Source organism: Actinomycetes bacterium (assembly GCA_036000965.1).
Lineage (GTDB): Bacteria > Actinomycetota > CALGFH01 > CALGFH01 > CALGFH01 > DASYUT01.
Window position 1 is genome coordinate 1 of the sequence record DASYUT010000289.1, and the last position, 14194, is coordinate 14194.

Here is a 14194-nt window from a genome sequence, read left to right on the forward strand (position 1 = left end):
GCGCATCTGCTCGGGGTGACGAGCGCACCTGCTCGGGGTGACGAGCGCACCTGCTTGGGCATCCGGCCGCGATGGATGGACACGGCCGGGATGCCGTCATTCGCGGGATCGCGGCGGAACTTTGATCGCTTTGTTATGTTCGATCGTCCCGTCCGGATCAGGAGGTGCCCGTGTCAACGCGCGAGGATGGCTCGTCGCTCCGCATCGCGATCGTCGCCCCACCCTGGTACTCGATCCCACCGTCGGGCTACGGCGGCATCGAGTCGATGGTCTACTGGCTGGCAGAGGGCCTCGTCGACCGAGGCCACGACGTGACCGTCATCGGCGCGGGCCCGGCCGAGACCAAGGCCAGCTTCCTCGTCACCTTCCCGGAGCCGCCCAGCGAGCGCATCGGGCAGGCACTGCCCGAGGTCATCCACTCCCTGCACGCGGCCGAGCTGCTCGACGAGCTCGAGTGCGAGCAGCCGCTCGACGTCGTCCACGACCACTGCGCCGCCTCGGCCCTGGCCGCCTCCCGCCGCCGTGCCCCGACCGTGGTCACCGCCCACGGCCCGGTCACCGGCGAGATGGCCGCCTACTACCGCCGACTCGAGCCGGGCATCGCGCTGGTGGCCGTGTCCGACTTCCAGCGGGCCAGAGCCCCGGAGCTGCCCTGGGCCGGCACCGTCCACAACGCCACCCCGGTCGACAGCCACCCGTTCGAGTCCCGCAAGGACGACGCCTGCCTGTTCCTCGGCCGCATGAGCCCGGAAAAGGCGCCCGACCTGGCCATCAGGGCGGCCCGAGCCGCCGGCCGGCCGATCGTGGTGGCTGGCAAGTGCACCGAGCCGGTCGAGCGAGCCTACTTCAACGAGCGCGTGCGCCCGCTGCTCGGCCCGGACGCGACCTGGTTCGGCGAGGCCGATGTCGTGCAGAAGGCCGGCCTGCTCAGCCGGGCCCGCTGCCTGGTCTTCCCGGTCCAGTGGGACGAGCCCTTCGGCCTGGTCATGGTCGAGGCGATGGCCTGCGGCACCCCGGTGGTGGCCCTGCGGGCCGGGTCGGTGCCCGAGGTGGTCGAGGACGGCGTCACCGGCTTCGTCTGCGACCACCCGGACGAGCTGCCCGCCGCCATCGCCAGGGCCGACGAGCTGGAGCCCAAGGCCTGCCGCCAGCGGGTCGTCGACCAGTTCGACGTGCCCCAGATGGCCGAGGGCTACGAGGCGGTCTACCGAAAGATCCTGCGGGAACGGTCGTGAGCCGTCCGCGCAGGACACCGCAGTGGGCGGGCCGCCGCCCGCCCAGTGCTACTCGTCGCGCTGCTCCTGCTCGCCCGCGGCCAGCGCCGTCTCCACGAGGTCCTGGGTGGGGCCGACCACCCGGCCCTCGAGTCCCGAGGTGAGCAGCAGGATCGCCAGGAGCGCGACGGGGAACAGCGCGATCACGGCGAGCATGGCCAGCGACACGACGGGACCTCCTTGGTGCGGTGACCTCCACCCGGACCAGTCTCCCTCCTGTATCGGAACGGCCGGGGCCGGTCTGGACGCTCGTTATCCATTCGTTCCCCAACCCTGGGTGGACTGTCTTGCTATCGTCTCGACATGGCCGGGTTCGATCTCCACACCCACTCGACGTACTCCGACGGCACCCTCGACCCCGAGGAGGTCGTGGAGCTCGCGTCCTCCCGCGACCTGGCCGGGATCGCCCTGACCGACCACGACATCACCGACGGCGTGGACCGGGCCCGCAAGGCCGCCCAAGCCATGGGCCTCGTCGTCCTCACCGGCTGCGAGCTGTCGGCCGAGCACGACGGGGACCCGGTGCACGTCCTCGGCTACGAGTTCGACCCGGCCGAGCCCGTGTTCGCGGCCAAACGGGACTGGATCCGCTCCGGCCGCGTCACCCGGGCCAGGCGGATGGTCGAGCGCCTCCGCCGCCTCGGCGCTCCGGTCCAGTACGACCGGGTCGAGGAGCTTGCCGGCGGCGGCTCGGTCGGCCGGCCCCACATCGCCCGCGCCATGGTCGAGGCCGGAGTGGTCCCTGACGTCCCCAGCGCCTTCTCGCCCGACTGGATCGGCACCGGCGGCCGCGCCTACGTGGCCAAGGAGGCGGTCACGCCGGTGGAGGCGGTCGAGCTCATCCACGGCGCCGGCGGGGTCGCCGTGCTCGCCCACCCGTCGATCCACGCCGGCGCGCGCGCCGTGCCCGAGCCGGTGATCCGCGACATGGCGGCGGCGGGCCTGGACGGGCTCGAGGCCGACCACCCCGACCATCCGCCCGCCGACCGCGACCACTGGCGGGCCCTGGCCGCCGAGCTGGGCATGGAGGCGACCGGGTCCTCCGACTGCCACGGCGCCCTCTACGGCTACCGCATGGGTGTCTGCCGCACCTCCGAGACCACCCTGGCCGCCCTGCTCGCGCGAAAGCCTCACTGACTCCGGCAGCCTACGATAGCGCGGGAGCCCCCCTGGCGCCGGACTCGCGCATGGACACCTTCTTCCTGGTCAAGAGCTTCGTCACCCTGCTCGTCATCATCGACCCGGTCGGCAGCGTACCCCTGTTCCTCGGGATGACCACCGGCTTCGAAGCCCGCGAGCGGAACCGGGCTGCCTGGCAGGCGGTGCTGGTGGCCGCGCTCGTGATCGCCGTGTTCGCCCTGTTCGGCCAGCAGATTCTCACCTACCTGGGCATCACCGTGGCCAGCCTGCAGGCCGCTGGCGGGCTGCTGCTGCTCGTGGTCGCGCTCGACCTGCTCCGGGGCGAGACCGAGAGGCTGTCCGGGGGGCACGGCTCCAACATCGCGTTCGTGCCGCTCGGCACGCCGCTGCTGGCCGGGCCGGGCGCGATCGCGGCCATCATGGTGTTCATGCGCCAGGCCGACGAGGCTGACGAGCGCCTCGGGATCGCGCTGGGGCTGGCTGGCGTGCTCGTCGTGCTCTACCTGAGCCTCCGCTTCGCGGGGGTGCTGCAGCGGCTGCTGCGGCAGGAAGGCGTCGAGCTGATCACCCGCATCTCGGGCCTGCTGCTGACCGCGATCGCGGTCCAGCTGATCGTGGACGCGGTGCGCGAGTTCGTCCGCCAGGGTGTCTAGCGATCCCTGGTCGCTGGGCGGCCACTGAACAACCCGCGGGCAACCTGATTTTGCAACGCCCTGACCTGCGGCGTTGCAGCCCGGCAAGGGCAGGAGCGGCCCTTGTTCAGTGGCCGCCCAGGGCGCCGCCCAGGGGTTGTCCGAGCTGCGCCCAGGGGGCTGTCCGAACTGTCCGTTCCCTAGCGTACCCTGGGGTCGTGAGCGGCTCAGAGCAGCAGGTCCTGCCCGGGGTGGACGCGGCCCGGGTGACGTTCCTGTCCCCGTCGGCCCTCGACCGCTACCGGCACTGCCCCCGGTTGTACCGGTTCCTGCACGTGGACGGGTTGTGGCGCATGTCGAGGATCGGCGCCGGGCAGTCGTTCGGGACCAGCGTGCACGCGGCGCTGCGGGAGTTCTTCCGGCTGCCGGTGGCCAGCCGGTCGCTCGAGCGGTTGCTCGACCTGTTCCGCCGCTCCTGGGTCCGGGAGGGGTACGGCAGCAAGGAGGAACGGTCGCGGGAACGGGCTCGCGGCATCGACGTGCTCAGGACGTGGTACGCGCAGGCCGATACGAAGGCCAAGCCGCTCGCGACCGAGCTCGGCCTGCAGGCGGGGTACGGTGACATCGTGCTCAAGGGACGGATCGACCGGCTCGACGCCGGTCCGGACGGCGGGTTCGTGGTGGTCGACTACAAGACCGCGAAGCGGCCGGCCAGCCAGGCGTCGGCCGACGAGGACGTCGCGCTCACCATCTACGCCTCGCTGGTGGAGCGGAAGCTCGGGCGGCCGGTGACCGAACTGGTGCTGGACTACGTCGTCGCCGGAAGGCAGGTGGTGACCAGGCGCCCGCCCGAGGTGCTGGCCGAGCGCATGGCCGGGGTGCTCTCGGCCGCCGCGGCGCTGCGGGCCGACACGGAGTTCGCGCCCCGCACCGGGCCGTGGTGCAAGGGCTGCGACCTGCTCAGCCTCTGCCCGGAGGGGCAGGCGGAAGTCGCCGCGGCGGCGGCTCGGTTGGACTGATGAGCGTCCCGCGTTGTATCACCGGGACGGCAGAGGATCTCGGAACGAGAGCGCCCGAGGTCGGATCCGGGGGGAGAGGCCACTTGCAGGAACCGATGCCGACGAAAGCCAAGCACCCGACGGCACATCTGCTGCTGCCGTGCCGCAGCGAGTCGGTGCCCACCGTGCGCGCGCTGCTGCAGCGCGACCTCCAGCGCTGGGGGATCGCCGACGACGTCGCCGACGGGATCCTGCTCGCCACCGGCGAGGCGGTCACCAACGCGGTCGTGCACGGGTCGTGGGGCCAGCAGGACTCGGCGATGGTGGTGCGCTGGGCGCTCACGGGCGAGCGGTTCTCGTTCTCGGTGCAGGACCGCGGTCCAGGGTTCGACAGTTCGCGGACGGCGATGTCGCGCCGGGCCCACCCCTCGCAGAACCGGGGCCGGGGCCTGTACATCATGCACGCGCTGATGGACCGCGTGGTGGTCGACTCGGGGCTGTCAGGCACCCGGATCCTGCTCGAGAAGACCCTGGGCGCAACCGCGGCAGTGTGAGGCGGCCAAGAAGGCGCCCACCAGCCCGGGGGAGCAGCGCGGTCGCCGCCCTCACGGTCCGGCGGCGACCGCCTGGAGGCTCCTCCGGCTCGGCCTCGGCTACTGCGACTCGGCGTGCGGCTCCTGCATGGACGGCCACATGCGCAGCTCGTCCGCGAGCGCCCGGATCTCGCTGTCCGGGTACCGCCGGTGGCCGCCGAGGGTCCGCAGGAAGGGAAGCTTGCCCTCCTGCGCCCAGCGCGACACGGTCTTCGGCGACACGTGCAGGAGGCCGGCAACCTCTGAGGTGCGCAGGTACGTGGGTCTGCTCGTCCGGCTCATGCTCGACACCCCTCTACAGTTGGGTCCCAACCGGGATGATCCCAAACGGGACTTTACTGTTGTCCCCGACGGGACACTACTGTCTTGCTGCGAATTTGCTGAATAGGCTGTTCTACCTAGAAACCAGCGAACCAGTCGTACGACCCAGTACGTACGGGTGCGCGCCTGCCTTGCTTGGCGCACCGGATTTCCGGCAATTCCGGCATGCTGGTTGCGGCGCTCGCGCTTTCCGTGAGGATCCATCCGTTAGCGTAGTCCGTCACCGACCAGAAATTTCTGGCCGCCCGTATCCATCCGGAGCCGTCGCGCGCCTGTAGATGCAGAAGCGACGCCGCGACCTCCGGGGGACCTCTCAAAGGCCCGCTACTGGGGGAGGCGCGGCAGTTGAGAGTAGGTCGCGGCGTCGCCTGCGCCTTGCCTGGCCGGGCTCCCGGTCCTCCCGGTCCCTCCGGGGCCCGGTCAGGCAAGGCGCTTCTCGTCCGGCCCGCCGACCGCATCCGCCGGCCCGCGGACCTGTCCGGTGACCGGGACGATCCGTGCCTCGACCAGGTTCCCGTCCTCGACCCGGACGAGCCCGATGGTGCCGTGCGGCTGCCTCCGGCGGTCCGTGGGCGACCCGGGGTTGAGCATCCGTATCCCGTCCTCGGCCAGGTCGAGCGGGATGTGGGAGTGGCCGAAGAGCACCAGGTCGGCGTCTGGGAAGCGCCGGCGCATCCGGCGTGCCCGCCCGGTGGCCGGCCCCGCGTCGTGGATCATGCCGACGCGCAGCCCCTCCAGGTCCAGCCTCAGGGCCTCCGGCGCGCCCCAGGCGGCCACGTCGGGGGTGTCGTTGTTGCCGAGCACGGCCCGGACGGGCGCGAACACCGACAGCTCGTCGAGCACCTCGGCCCGGCACACGTCACCGGCGTGCAGGATCAGGTCGGTGCCCTCCAGATGACGGGCGACCGCCGGCGGGCAGCGCTTCCAGCGCCGCGGGGCGTGGGTGTCGGCAAGGACCGCGATCAACATCGGCCCCATGATCCCACCCCGAATCGGCCCATGATCCCACCCCGCCGCTCCCATCCGGCGCCGCCGGCTCCGGCTGTGCTGGCAGTGGCGGTGCCGGCTGGGGCTGTGCTGGCAGTGGTGGCGCTGGCTGGGGCTGTGCTGGCAGTGGTGGCGCTGGCAGTGGTGGCGCTGGCAGTGGTGGCGCAGGCAGTGGTGGCGCAGGCAGTGGCGGTGCTGGCTGCGGTAGCCTCGCGGCGCGACCGCGGCCAGCCGCGGCGCGGCGAAGCAGGCGTTCACCGGCGAGGCGAGGGTTGGTCGCATGGGCACGCTCGACGGCAAGGTGGTCATCGTCACCGGGGCCGGCCAGGGGATCGGCCGGGAGGAGGCGCTCGCCTGTGCTCGCGAGGGCGCGAAGGTGGTTGCCGACGACCTCGCTGGCGCGGGGGACACCGCCGCCGCGATCGAGGCCGAAGGCGGGCAAGCGGTCGCCGCCGACTTCGACGTGGCCGACTTCGACGCCAGCGGGCGCCTGGCCGAGCTGGCCGTGGAACGGTTCGGCGGCCTGGACGGGGTCGTCAACAACGCCGGCGTGATCCGCGACCGGATGGTGTTCAACCTCTCCCCGGACGAGTTCGACCTCGTCATCCGGGTCAACCTGCGCGGGACGTACTCCATGACCAGGCACGCCAGCGCCTGGTGGAAGCGGGAGGGCCGCCCGGGCGCCATCGTCAACACCACCTCCACCTCGGGCATCCTCGGCAACCTGGGCCAGTCGAACTACGGGGCGGCCAAGGCCGGGGTGGCCGCCTTCACCGTCATCACCGCGCTCGAGCTGGCCAGGTACGGCATCCGGGTGAACGCGGTCGCGCCCGGGGCCCGCACCCAGATGACCGAGAGCGCCTTCGGCGACCTCTCGTTCGGCGGGGACTTCGACCCGCTCGACCCGGCCAACGTCGCCCCGGTGGTCGTCTGGCTGCTCTCGGACGCCGCCGCCGACGTGTCCGGCCAGGTTCTGGGCATCACCGGAGGCCTGCTCGAGCTGTACGAGGGCTGGCACGTGGTCGCCGACCAGGAGCGGGACGGGCGCTGGACGGTGGAGGAGCTGGCCGAGGCCGCCCCCCGCCTGTTCGGCGACCGGCCGACCCGCGCCCCCTGGCGCCGCTCGAGCGTGCGCCGGGTGATCGAGGCGGCCCGCACCGCGGCCGACGAGGGCTGAGGATGGTCCACGCGCCGTCACCCGTGGCTGGCCGGGAGCAGTCGGTAATCATCGTGGCCGGTCGGGAGTAATCGCGTAATCATCTTGGTTGTAGCGACAGCGCGCATGCGGCCGGGCACAGCGCGCATGCGACCGGGCACAAGGAGCGCCATGACCACGACGGTTGAGGAAGCGGACCGGGCGAAGCCCGTGGCCGCGTCCACGGTGCGGCGGGTCGTGGCCCTGTTCCGGCCCTACCGCAGGCAGGTGGCCCTGGTCGGGCTTGCGATCCTGGTCACGTCGAGCCTGGGCGTGGTGAACCCGCTGCTGATCCGTGCCGCGTTCGACCGGGCCCTGTTCGTGCCCGGCGGCCCCCGCCTCGGCCTGCTCTACGCGCTCGTCGCGGCGATGATCGCGATCCCGCTGGTGTCGGGCGCCATCGGGGTCGGCCAGACCTACCTGGCCAACCGCATGGGCCAGCGGGTCATGGAGGACCTGCGGGCCACCCTCTACACCCACCTGCAGCGGATGTCGCTGCGCTTCTTCACCGCCACCCGCACCGGAGAGATCCAGTCGCGGCTGGCCAACGACGTCGGCGGGGTGCAGTCGGTGGTGACCGACACGGCCGCCACCATCCTCGCCAACGTGGTGATCGTGCTCTCCACCGTGGTCGCCATGCTGGTGCTGTCGTGGCAGCTCACCGTGCTCTCGCTGTTCATGATGCCGGTGTTCGCCTGGCTCACCTACCGGGTCGGCCGGCGCCGGCGCGAGCTGGCCGCGTCGACCCAGCGGTCGCTGGCGGAGATGAGCGCGATCACCCAGGAGACGCTCTCGGTCTCCGGCGTCCTGCTGGCCAAGGTGTTCGACCGCCAGCCCGACGAGATCGCCCGGTTCCGGCGGGAGAACCGGCGCCTGGCCGACCTGCAGATCCGCCAGGAGATGGTCGGGCGGGTCTTCTTCAGCCTGGTGCAGGCGTTCTTCTCGGTCACGCCCGCCCTGGTGTACCTGGTCGCCGGTCTGGTGCTGGCCGGCGGCGGGCCGACCCGGCTCACCGCGGGCACCCTGGTCGCCTTCACCACTCTGCAGACCCGGATGTTCTTCCCGATCGGCCAGCTCCTGCAGGTGTCGGTCGAGGTGCAGTCGTCCCTGGCCCTGTTCCAGCGCGTGTTCGAGTACCTCGACCTGCCCCGGGAGATCGTGGACGCGCCCGGCGCCCGGGCGCTCCCGTCCCGGGAGGTGCGGGGCGCGATCCGCCTGCGCAACGTGTGGTTCCGCTACGACGCCGGCCCGGGCGGGCCGGCCCCGGAGACCCGGGCCGACGGCGACGGCGAGCGGCCGGGGCGGCGCTGGGCGCTCGAGGACCTGAGCCTCGAGATCGAGCCCGGGCAGCTCGCCGCCATCGTCGGGCCGAGCGGCGCCGGCAAGACCACCATCAGCTACCTGGTGCCCAGGCTCTACGACGTGACCGAGGGGACGGTCCGGATCGACGGGACGGACGTGCGCGACATCCAGCTCGCGTCGCTGTCTGAGATCGTCGGCATGGTCACCCAGGAGACCTACCTGTTCCACGCCAGCGTGCGGGACAACCTGCTCTACGCCCGGCCGGACGCCACCCAGGAGGAGGTCGAGGCGGCGGCGCGGGCCGCGCTCATCCACGAGCGCGTGCTCGACCTGGCCGACGGCTACGACACCATGGTCGGGGAGCGCGGCTACCGGCTGTCCGGCGGCGAGAAGCAGCGCCTCGCCATCGCCCGGGTGATCCTCAAGGACCCGCGCGTCCTGATCCTCGACGAGGCCACCTCCGCCCTCGACACGACCAGCGAGCGGCTGGTGCAGGCGGCCCTGCAGCCGCTCATGGCCGGGCGGACCACGATCGCCATCGCCCACCGGCTGTCCACGATCCTGGCCGCCGACGTCATCTTCGTGCTCGACCGCGGGCGCCTGGTCGAGCAGGGCACCCACGTGGCCCTGGTCGAGCGGGGCGGCCTGTACGCCCAGCTGTACGCCGAGCAGTTCCAGAGCGGCCTGGTCGAGGCGCGTTGCCAGGACGGCCTGGTGCTGTCCAGCGGCCAGGTGCTCACCACCACCCCCGGATGAGGTCGTGCAGTCAGGTGATGGGGGGGTTCGGGGGCTCAGGTAGCGCAGCGGTAGCCCCCGATCAACGAGGGAGGACGTGATGGAGGACCGGAACGTGCTGGACCGGATCAACGAGCTGGTCGAGGAGGAGCACCGGCTCGAGCGCGAGGCGGTCGGCAAGGGCCTCGACGACCCCCAGCAGGAGCGGCTGCGCGCCATCGAGGTCCAGCTCGACCAGTGCTGGGACCTGATGCGCCAGCGCCGGGCCCGACGCGAGTTCGGCCAGGACCCCGACCAGGCCCAGGTCCGCGGCGAGAGCACCGTGGAGGGCTACTTGCAGTAGCCGGTCGAGGGCTACCTGCGGTAGCCGGGGATCGTCGATGCCGAGGCCGGCGACCCGGCCGGGCCCGCGTCTCCTCCCTGCGCGAGCTGCACGGCGACGGCGACGGCGCCGCCGCCATGGGAGGAGGCGACCGGCTACCTCGGTGACGACAACGGACGAAGCGGGGCGGGGTGCGCTCGGCACCCCGCCCCGTCCTCTGGCGCTCCTACCAGCTACGCGGCCTCGGCGGTCGCCTCCTCCGGCGTTGCCCGGCCGAGCGCATGCTCGAGCACCTCGCCGATCTCGCCGGCCAGGTGGAAGGTCATCTCGGCCCGGACCGACTCGGGCACGTCCTCCAGGTCGCCGCCGTTGCGCTGGGGGAGGATGACCTCCTTCAGGCCGGCCCGGTGGGCGGCGAGCACCTTCTGCTTGACCCCGCCGATCGGCAGCACCCTGCCCTGCAGGGTGACCTCGCCGGTCATGCCCACCCGGGACCGCACCGGACGGCCGGTGAGCAGGCTCACCAGGGCGGTCGTCATGGTGACGCCGGCGCTCGGGCCGTCCTTTGGCACCGCACCGGCGGGGATGTGCAGGTGGTAGCGGCGCGACTCGACGCCCTCGCCCACACCCAGCTCGCCGGCGTGGGCCCGCACGTAGGACAGGGCGATCGTGGCCGACTCCTTCATGACGTCGCCAAGCTGCCCGGTCAGGGTCAGCCCGGGCTCGCCGTCCATGGCGCTCGCCTCGATGAACAGCACGTCGCCGCCGGCGCCGGTGACCGCCAGGCCGGTTGCCACGCCGGGCACCGAGGTGCGCTCGGCCGCCTCGAAGAAGAACTTCTCGCGGCCCAGGTACTCGCGCACGTCCTGGGCGTCGACCACGATCGGGGCGGCCGCCTGCCCGGCGGCCAGCTTGGTGGCCGCCTTGCGGTAGAGCTTGCCGATCTCGCGCTCGAGGTTGCGCACGCCGGCCTCGCGCGTGTAGTCGCCGACGATCCCGCGCAGGGCCGCGTCGGTGACGATCACCTCGCCGGGCCGCAGCCCGGCCCGGTCGACCTGCCGCGCCATGAGGTGGTCGCGGGCGATCGCGAGCTTCTCGTCCTCGGTGTAGCCGTCCAGGCGGATGATCTCGAGCCGGTCCAGCAGCGGGCCGGGGATCGTCTCCATCACGTTGGCGGTGGCGATGAACAGCACGTCGGACAGGTCCAGCTCGACCTCGAGGTAGTGGTCCCGGAACGAGTGGTTCTGGGCCGGGTCGAGCACCTCGAGCAGCGCCGAGGAGGGGTCGCCGCGCCAGTCGGCGCCGACCTTGTCGACCTCGTCGAGCAGGAACACCGGGTTCATGGTGCCCGCCTCCTTCATGGCGCGGGCGATGCGGCCGGGCTGGGCGCCCACGTAGGTGCGCCGGTGGCCGCGGATCTCGGCCTCGTCGCGGATGCCGCCGAGGGCGACCCGGACGAACGAGCGCCCGAGGGCGCGAGCCACCGACTCGCCCAGCGAGGTCTTGCCGACCCCGGGCGGGCCGACCAGGGCGATGATGGCGCCGGCACCCCGCCCGCCGGACTCGACCAGCCCGCGCTCCCGACGGAGCTTGCGCACGGCCAGGTACTCGACGATGCGGTCCTTCACGTCCTCGAGGCCGGTGTGGTCGGCGTCGAGGATGCGCCGCGCCTCGGTGATGTCGAGGTCGTCCTCGGACTTCTTGCCCCAGGGCAGCTCGGTCATGGTGTCGAGCCAGGTGCGGATCCAGCCGTGCTCGGGGCTCTGCTCGCTGGTCCGCTCGAGCCGGTCGATCTCCCGCTCGACGAAGACGCGCACCGCCTCGGGCATGCCGGCGTCGGCCACCTTGCTGCGGTAGCCCTCGACGACGTCCTCGCCGTCCTGGCCCTCGCCGAGCTCCTTCTTGATGGCGGCGAGCTGCTGGCGCAGCAGGTACTCACGCTGGGTCTTCTCCATGCCCTCGGCCACGTCCTTGCGGATGCGGTCCTTGAGGCTCACGTCGGCCAGGGTCTCGCGGCTCCAGGCGAGCACCTTCTCGAGGCGCGCTTCGACGTCGGTCGCCTCGAGCACCTCGACCTTCTGCTCGAAGGTCAGGTCGGGGGAGTAGACGGCGGTGTCGGCGATCTGGCCGGGGTCGGTGATGCCGCGCAGCATCTCGGCGATCTGCTGGGCGCCGCGGGCCTCGAGGATGTTCTCGATCACGGCGCGGTACTCGCGGGCCAGCTCGCGGGCGCGGGGGGTGACGGGCGGGTCGGGCACCCGCTCGACCTCCACCCAGGTGGCGGGCCCGGTGCCGGCCACGCCGGTGCCGATGCGGGCCCGGTGCAGGCCGCGCACGACCACAGCGAGCTGGCCTGAGGGCAGCTCGCCGGCGTTCTCGATCTTGGCCACGGTGCCGATGCGCGCGTAGCGGCCGTCGACTCTGGGGACGAGCAGGAGCTGCTCGCCCGCTTCGGCGGCGGCGGTGGCGGCGGCCTGCGACTCGGGCGTCTCCAGAGTGGCGGTCACGACCATCCCCGGCAGCACCACGCCGCTGGTCAGGGGGAGGAGCGGAAGGGTCTCAACAGAGAGGTCGGGCATCAAATCTCCAGGTCCGGTGGGGACGTTGCAGTCGTTTCAACGCCCCGTCCCACCGGGTCATTCCTGGCTGCCCACAATCGTTGAGGATAAAAACTACTTCAAGGTCAGCTCACCGTGACCGTAGGGTCAGCTCACCGTGACCGTGCCGGTCATCTGGCTCGGGTGGTACTTGCAGAAGAACTTGTAGGACCCGGCCGCTGGCGCGGTGAAGGTGACCTCCCCGCTCTCGCCGCCCTCGACGTCCTTCTCGGCGTTGGCCTCCTTGAAGGTGAAGTTGTGCTCGACGGAGTCCTTGTTGGTGAACGTGACGGTGTACGCCTGGCCCGTCTTGAGCTGCAGGTCGGTGGTGGAGAACTTGATGCCCTGGGCCTCGAGCGACAGCTTCTCGCCGCCGCCGCCGACGCCTCCGCCGCTGGCGCTGCCGCCGCTGTCGCCGGAGCTGCAGCCGGTGGCCACCACCACCAGAGCGACGGCGAAGGCCAGGACGTAGGCAAGTCTCGTGCGACCACGCTGCATGGTCGGCCTCCAGAGCTCGGGCCGCGATGCGGCCGTTCAGCCGGAGAACTTGCTCTGTTGGCTCATGATTCCGCGCCCAGGTGCGCGGCCACCGCGTCGAGGGTCTGGTGGTCGACCGTGCCGATCAGGCACCAGACGACCTCGCCAGAGCGGAACCACGCGCTCGACGTCGCACCCCACTGGGCGGTCTGCAGCTTCCTGCTGTAGCCCTCGGCCGGGGAGCCTTGGGTGGCCTCGGGCAGCTTGCCCCGCCACCGGAGCAGCGTCACCCGCCTGCCCTGGGCGTCGCGGTACTCGGCCACGGCGGCCAGGTGGCCGGCCAGGTTGCGGGCGCCCCAGCCCTGCGAGACCAGGCCGAAGCGGGTCAGGTCAGGCGTACGGGCGGCGGCTCCGAGCACGGCCAGCAGGCGTTCGGTGGTGCGTCCGCTCGGGCGGTCCCAGGCCATCGACGCCTCGGTACGGTAGGCGGACCAGCCCGCGGCCAGCGGGCTCCCTGCATCGGGAGCTGGCACGGCGAGGACCACCGCGGCGAGCACGGCCGCGGCCAGCCCAGCCGCCGAGCTGAGCGCGAGCCAGTGACGCCGGCGCCCGCCGGCCGGTCGCCCGGCGGCCCGGACGCCGCTCCAGCCATGCCTCACCTGCCGGCCGGGCTTGCGCTGCCCGCTGGTACGGGCCGCCTCGGCCCGGACCGCGGCCAGGACCGCCTGCCGGCCAGCGCTGGGCATCTCGACCACCGAGGCGCGCAGCAGCGCGGTGAGCTGGCGGTCACGCAGGGCGCTGGACGCGCAGGCGTCGCAGTGGGCCACGTGCTCGCGTGCCTGCCCGGCCTCATCCGGCCCGAGCTCCCCCAGGCTGAAGGCGGTGAGCCGCGCCTCGAACTCGTCACAGGTCATCGGCACGCACCCTTCCCAGCTCGGGCACGAGCATCGCCTCGAGGCGGCGCCTGGCCCGGTGCACGCGCGACAGCACCGTCCCGCGTGGCGTCCCCATCACCGCGGCCGCCTCCGAGCAGGTCAGGCCGTGGAGGTCCACGAGCGTGACCGCGACCCGGAAGTCCTCGGGGAGCCGGGCCACAGCCCGGCGGACAGTCTCCTGGTCGGCCTTGCGCACGGCCTGCTCCTCGGGGCCGGGCTCGGTGCTGGGGACCTCGACCGCCCGCCCGTCGTCCCCGCCGTCCAGTGGTACCAGCGGCATCCGTTGCCCCTTGCGGTACTGGGTGCAGAACAGGTTGTACTGGATGCGCAGGAGCCAGGCCCGGCAGTTTGTCCCCGGCTGGAACGAGGCGAACGACCGCCAGGCACGCAGGAACGTCTCCTGCACGAGGTCCTCGGCGGTCGCCGGGTCAGCGGTCAGCCGCAGCGCCGCGTCGTAGCAGGCGTTCATGTGCGGGACAGCAGTGTCCTCGAAGCTGGCCACCTGCACCAAGCGCCGATCCCTTCTCGACCCGGCCGAGCCGGACACGCCCCTTCCTCAACGAACACAACTTCCTGAAAGGGTCGGCGATTCCCCCACCGGCGGTCCTCTGAGTGTCGCCGGCAGCTCAGCTAGCCTGGAGTCCTGGTTCGATGTGGGGGGAGCTCGCTCCCCCCACGGCCCCCCA

15 protein-coding genes are annotated in these 14194 nt (G+C 72.2%); 8 read left to right on the forward strand and 7 right to left on the reverse strand.

All coding sequences use genetic code 11. The annotated features are described in order from the left end of the window. Nucleotides 1-170 precede the first annotated feature (170 nt). On the forward strand, nucleotides 171-1235 hold the full coding sequence (locus VG276_25505) for a glycosyltransferase family 4 protein (GenBank protein HEV8652648.1): 1065 nt from the start codon (nucleotides 171-173) through the stop codon (nucleotides 1233-1235). Between the two features lie 48 nt (nucleotides 1236-1283). Here the strand turns inward: VG276_25505 and VG276_25510 are convergent, their stop codons facing one another. Further along, nucleotides 1284-1442, reverse strand: a complete 159-nt coding sequence (locus VG276_25510; protein ID HEV8652649.1) for a hypothetical protein — start codon at nucleotides 1440-1442, stop codon at nucleotides 1284-1286. Nucleotides 1443-1577: 135 nt separating this feature from the next. On the opposite strand from VG276_25510, the gene VG276_25515 reads away from it, so the two are divergent. From VG276_25515 to VG276_25530, 4 genes are all read left to right on the forward strand, one after another. Then, nucleotides 1578-2411 carry a PHP domain-containing protein gene (locus tag VG276_25515; GenBank protein HEV8652650.1) on the forward strand — a complete coding sequence of 278 codons (834 nt, stop codon included), beginning with the start codon at nucleotides 1578-1580 and terminating at the stop codon, nucleotides 2409-2411. Between the two features lie 50 nt (nucleotides 2412-2461). Next, nucleotides 2462-3067, forward strand: coding sequence for a MarC family protein (locus tag VG276_25520; GenBank protein ID HEV8652651.1), 606 nt, complete (start codon nucleotides 2462-2464; stop codon nucleotides 3065-3067). A 197-nt stretch (nucleotides 3068-3264) separates the two neighbouring features. Then, nucleotides 3265-4065, forward strand: a complete 801-nt coding sequence (locus tag VG276_25525; protein HEV8652652.1) for a PD-(D/E)XK nuclease family protein — start codon at nucleotides 3265-3267, stop codon at nucleotides 4063-4065. Between the two features lie 95 nt (nucleotides 4066-4160). Next, on the forward strand, nucleotides 4161-4598 hold the full coding sequence (locus VG276_25530) for an ATP-binding protein (protein HEV8652653.1): 438 nt from the start codon (nucleotides 4161-4163) through the stop codon (nucleotides 4596-4598). 99 nt (nucleotides 4599-4697) lie between these two features. Here the strand turns inward: VG276_25530 and VG276_25535 are convergent, their stop codons facing one another. After that, nucleotides 4698-4919, reverse strand: a complete 222-nt coding sequence (locus VG276_25535) for a BldC family transcriptional regulator (protein ID HEV8652654.1) — start codon at nucleotides 4917-4919, stop codon at nucleotides 4698-4700. 459 nt (nucleotides 4920-5378) lie between these two features. Beyond that, nucleotides 5379-5927: a metallophosphoesterase family protein gene (locus VG276_25540; protein HEV8652655.1), complete on the reverse strand. Its 549-nt coding sequence runs from the start codon at nucleotides 5925-5927 to the stop codon at nucleotides 5379-5381. 298 nt (nucleotides 5928-6225) lie between these two features. On the opposite strand from VG276_25540, the gene VG276_25545 reads away from it, so the two are divergent. The 3 genes from VG276_25545 (at nucleotide 6226) to VG276_25555 (ending at nucleotide 9520) form a co-directional block, all read left to right on the forward strand. Beyond that, nucleotides 6226-7122 carry an SDR family NAD(P)-dependent oxidoreductase gene (locus VG276_25545; protein HEV8652656.1) on the forward strand — a complete coding sequence of 299 codons (897 nt, stop codon included), beginning with the start codon at nucleotides 6226-6228 and terminating at the stop codon, nucleotides 7120-7122. A gap of 150 nt (nucleotides 7123-7272) precedes the next feature. After that, complete coding sequence (locus VG276_25550) at nucleotides 7273-9198, forward strand: ABC transporter ATP-binding protein (GenBank protein HEV8652657.1); 1926 nt, start codon at nucleotides 7273-7275, stop codon at nucleotides 9196-9198. Nucleotides 9199-9277: 79 nt separating this feature from the next. Next, nucleotides 9278-9520, forward strand: a complete 243-nt coding sequence (locus VG276_25555; protein ID HEV8652658.1) for a DUF2630 family protein — start codon at nucleotides 9278-9280, stop codon at nucleotides 9518-9520. A gap of 212 nt (nucleotides 9521-9732) precedes the next feature. On the opposite strand, the gene lon is transcribed toward VG276_25555, so the two are convergent. From lon to VG276_25575, 4 genes are all read right to left on the reverse strand, one after another. After that, on the reverse strand, nucleotides 9733-12078 hold the full coding sequence (gene lon, locus VG276_25560; GenBank protein HEV8652659.1) for an endopeptidase La: 2346 nt from the start codon (nucleotides 12076-12078) through the stop codon (nucleotides 9733-9735). Between the two features lie 126 nt (nucleotides 12079-12204). After that, nucleotides 12205-12594 carry a cupredoxin domain-containing protein gene (locus tag VG276_25565; protein HEV8652660.1) on the reverse strand — a complete coding sequence of 130 codons (390 nt, stop codon included), beginning with the start codon at nucleotides 12592-12594 and terminating at the stop codon, nucleotides 12205-12207. Nucleotides 12595-12656: 62 nt separating this feature from the next. Next, complete coding sequence (locus VG276_25570; protein ID HEV8652661.1) at nucleotides 12657-13487, reverse strand: zf-HC2 domain-containing protein; 831 nt, start codon at nucleotides 13485-13487, stop codon at nucleotides 12657-12659. Then, the gene (locus tag VG276_25575) at nucleotides 13477-14016 is read right to left on the reverse strand and encodes a sigma-70 family RNA polymerase sigma factor (GenBank protein ID HEV8652662.1); all 540 of its coding nucleotides are present in this window, start codon (nucleotides 14014-14016) and stop codon (nucleotides 13477-13479) included. The genes VG276_25570 and VG276_25575 overlap by 11 nt, the downstream gene beginning before the upstream one ends. Nucleotides 14017-14194: the final 178 nt, after the last annotated feature.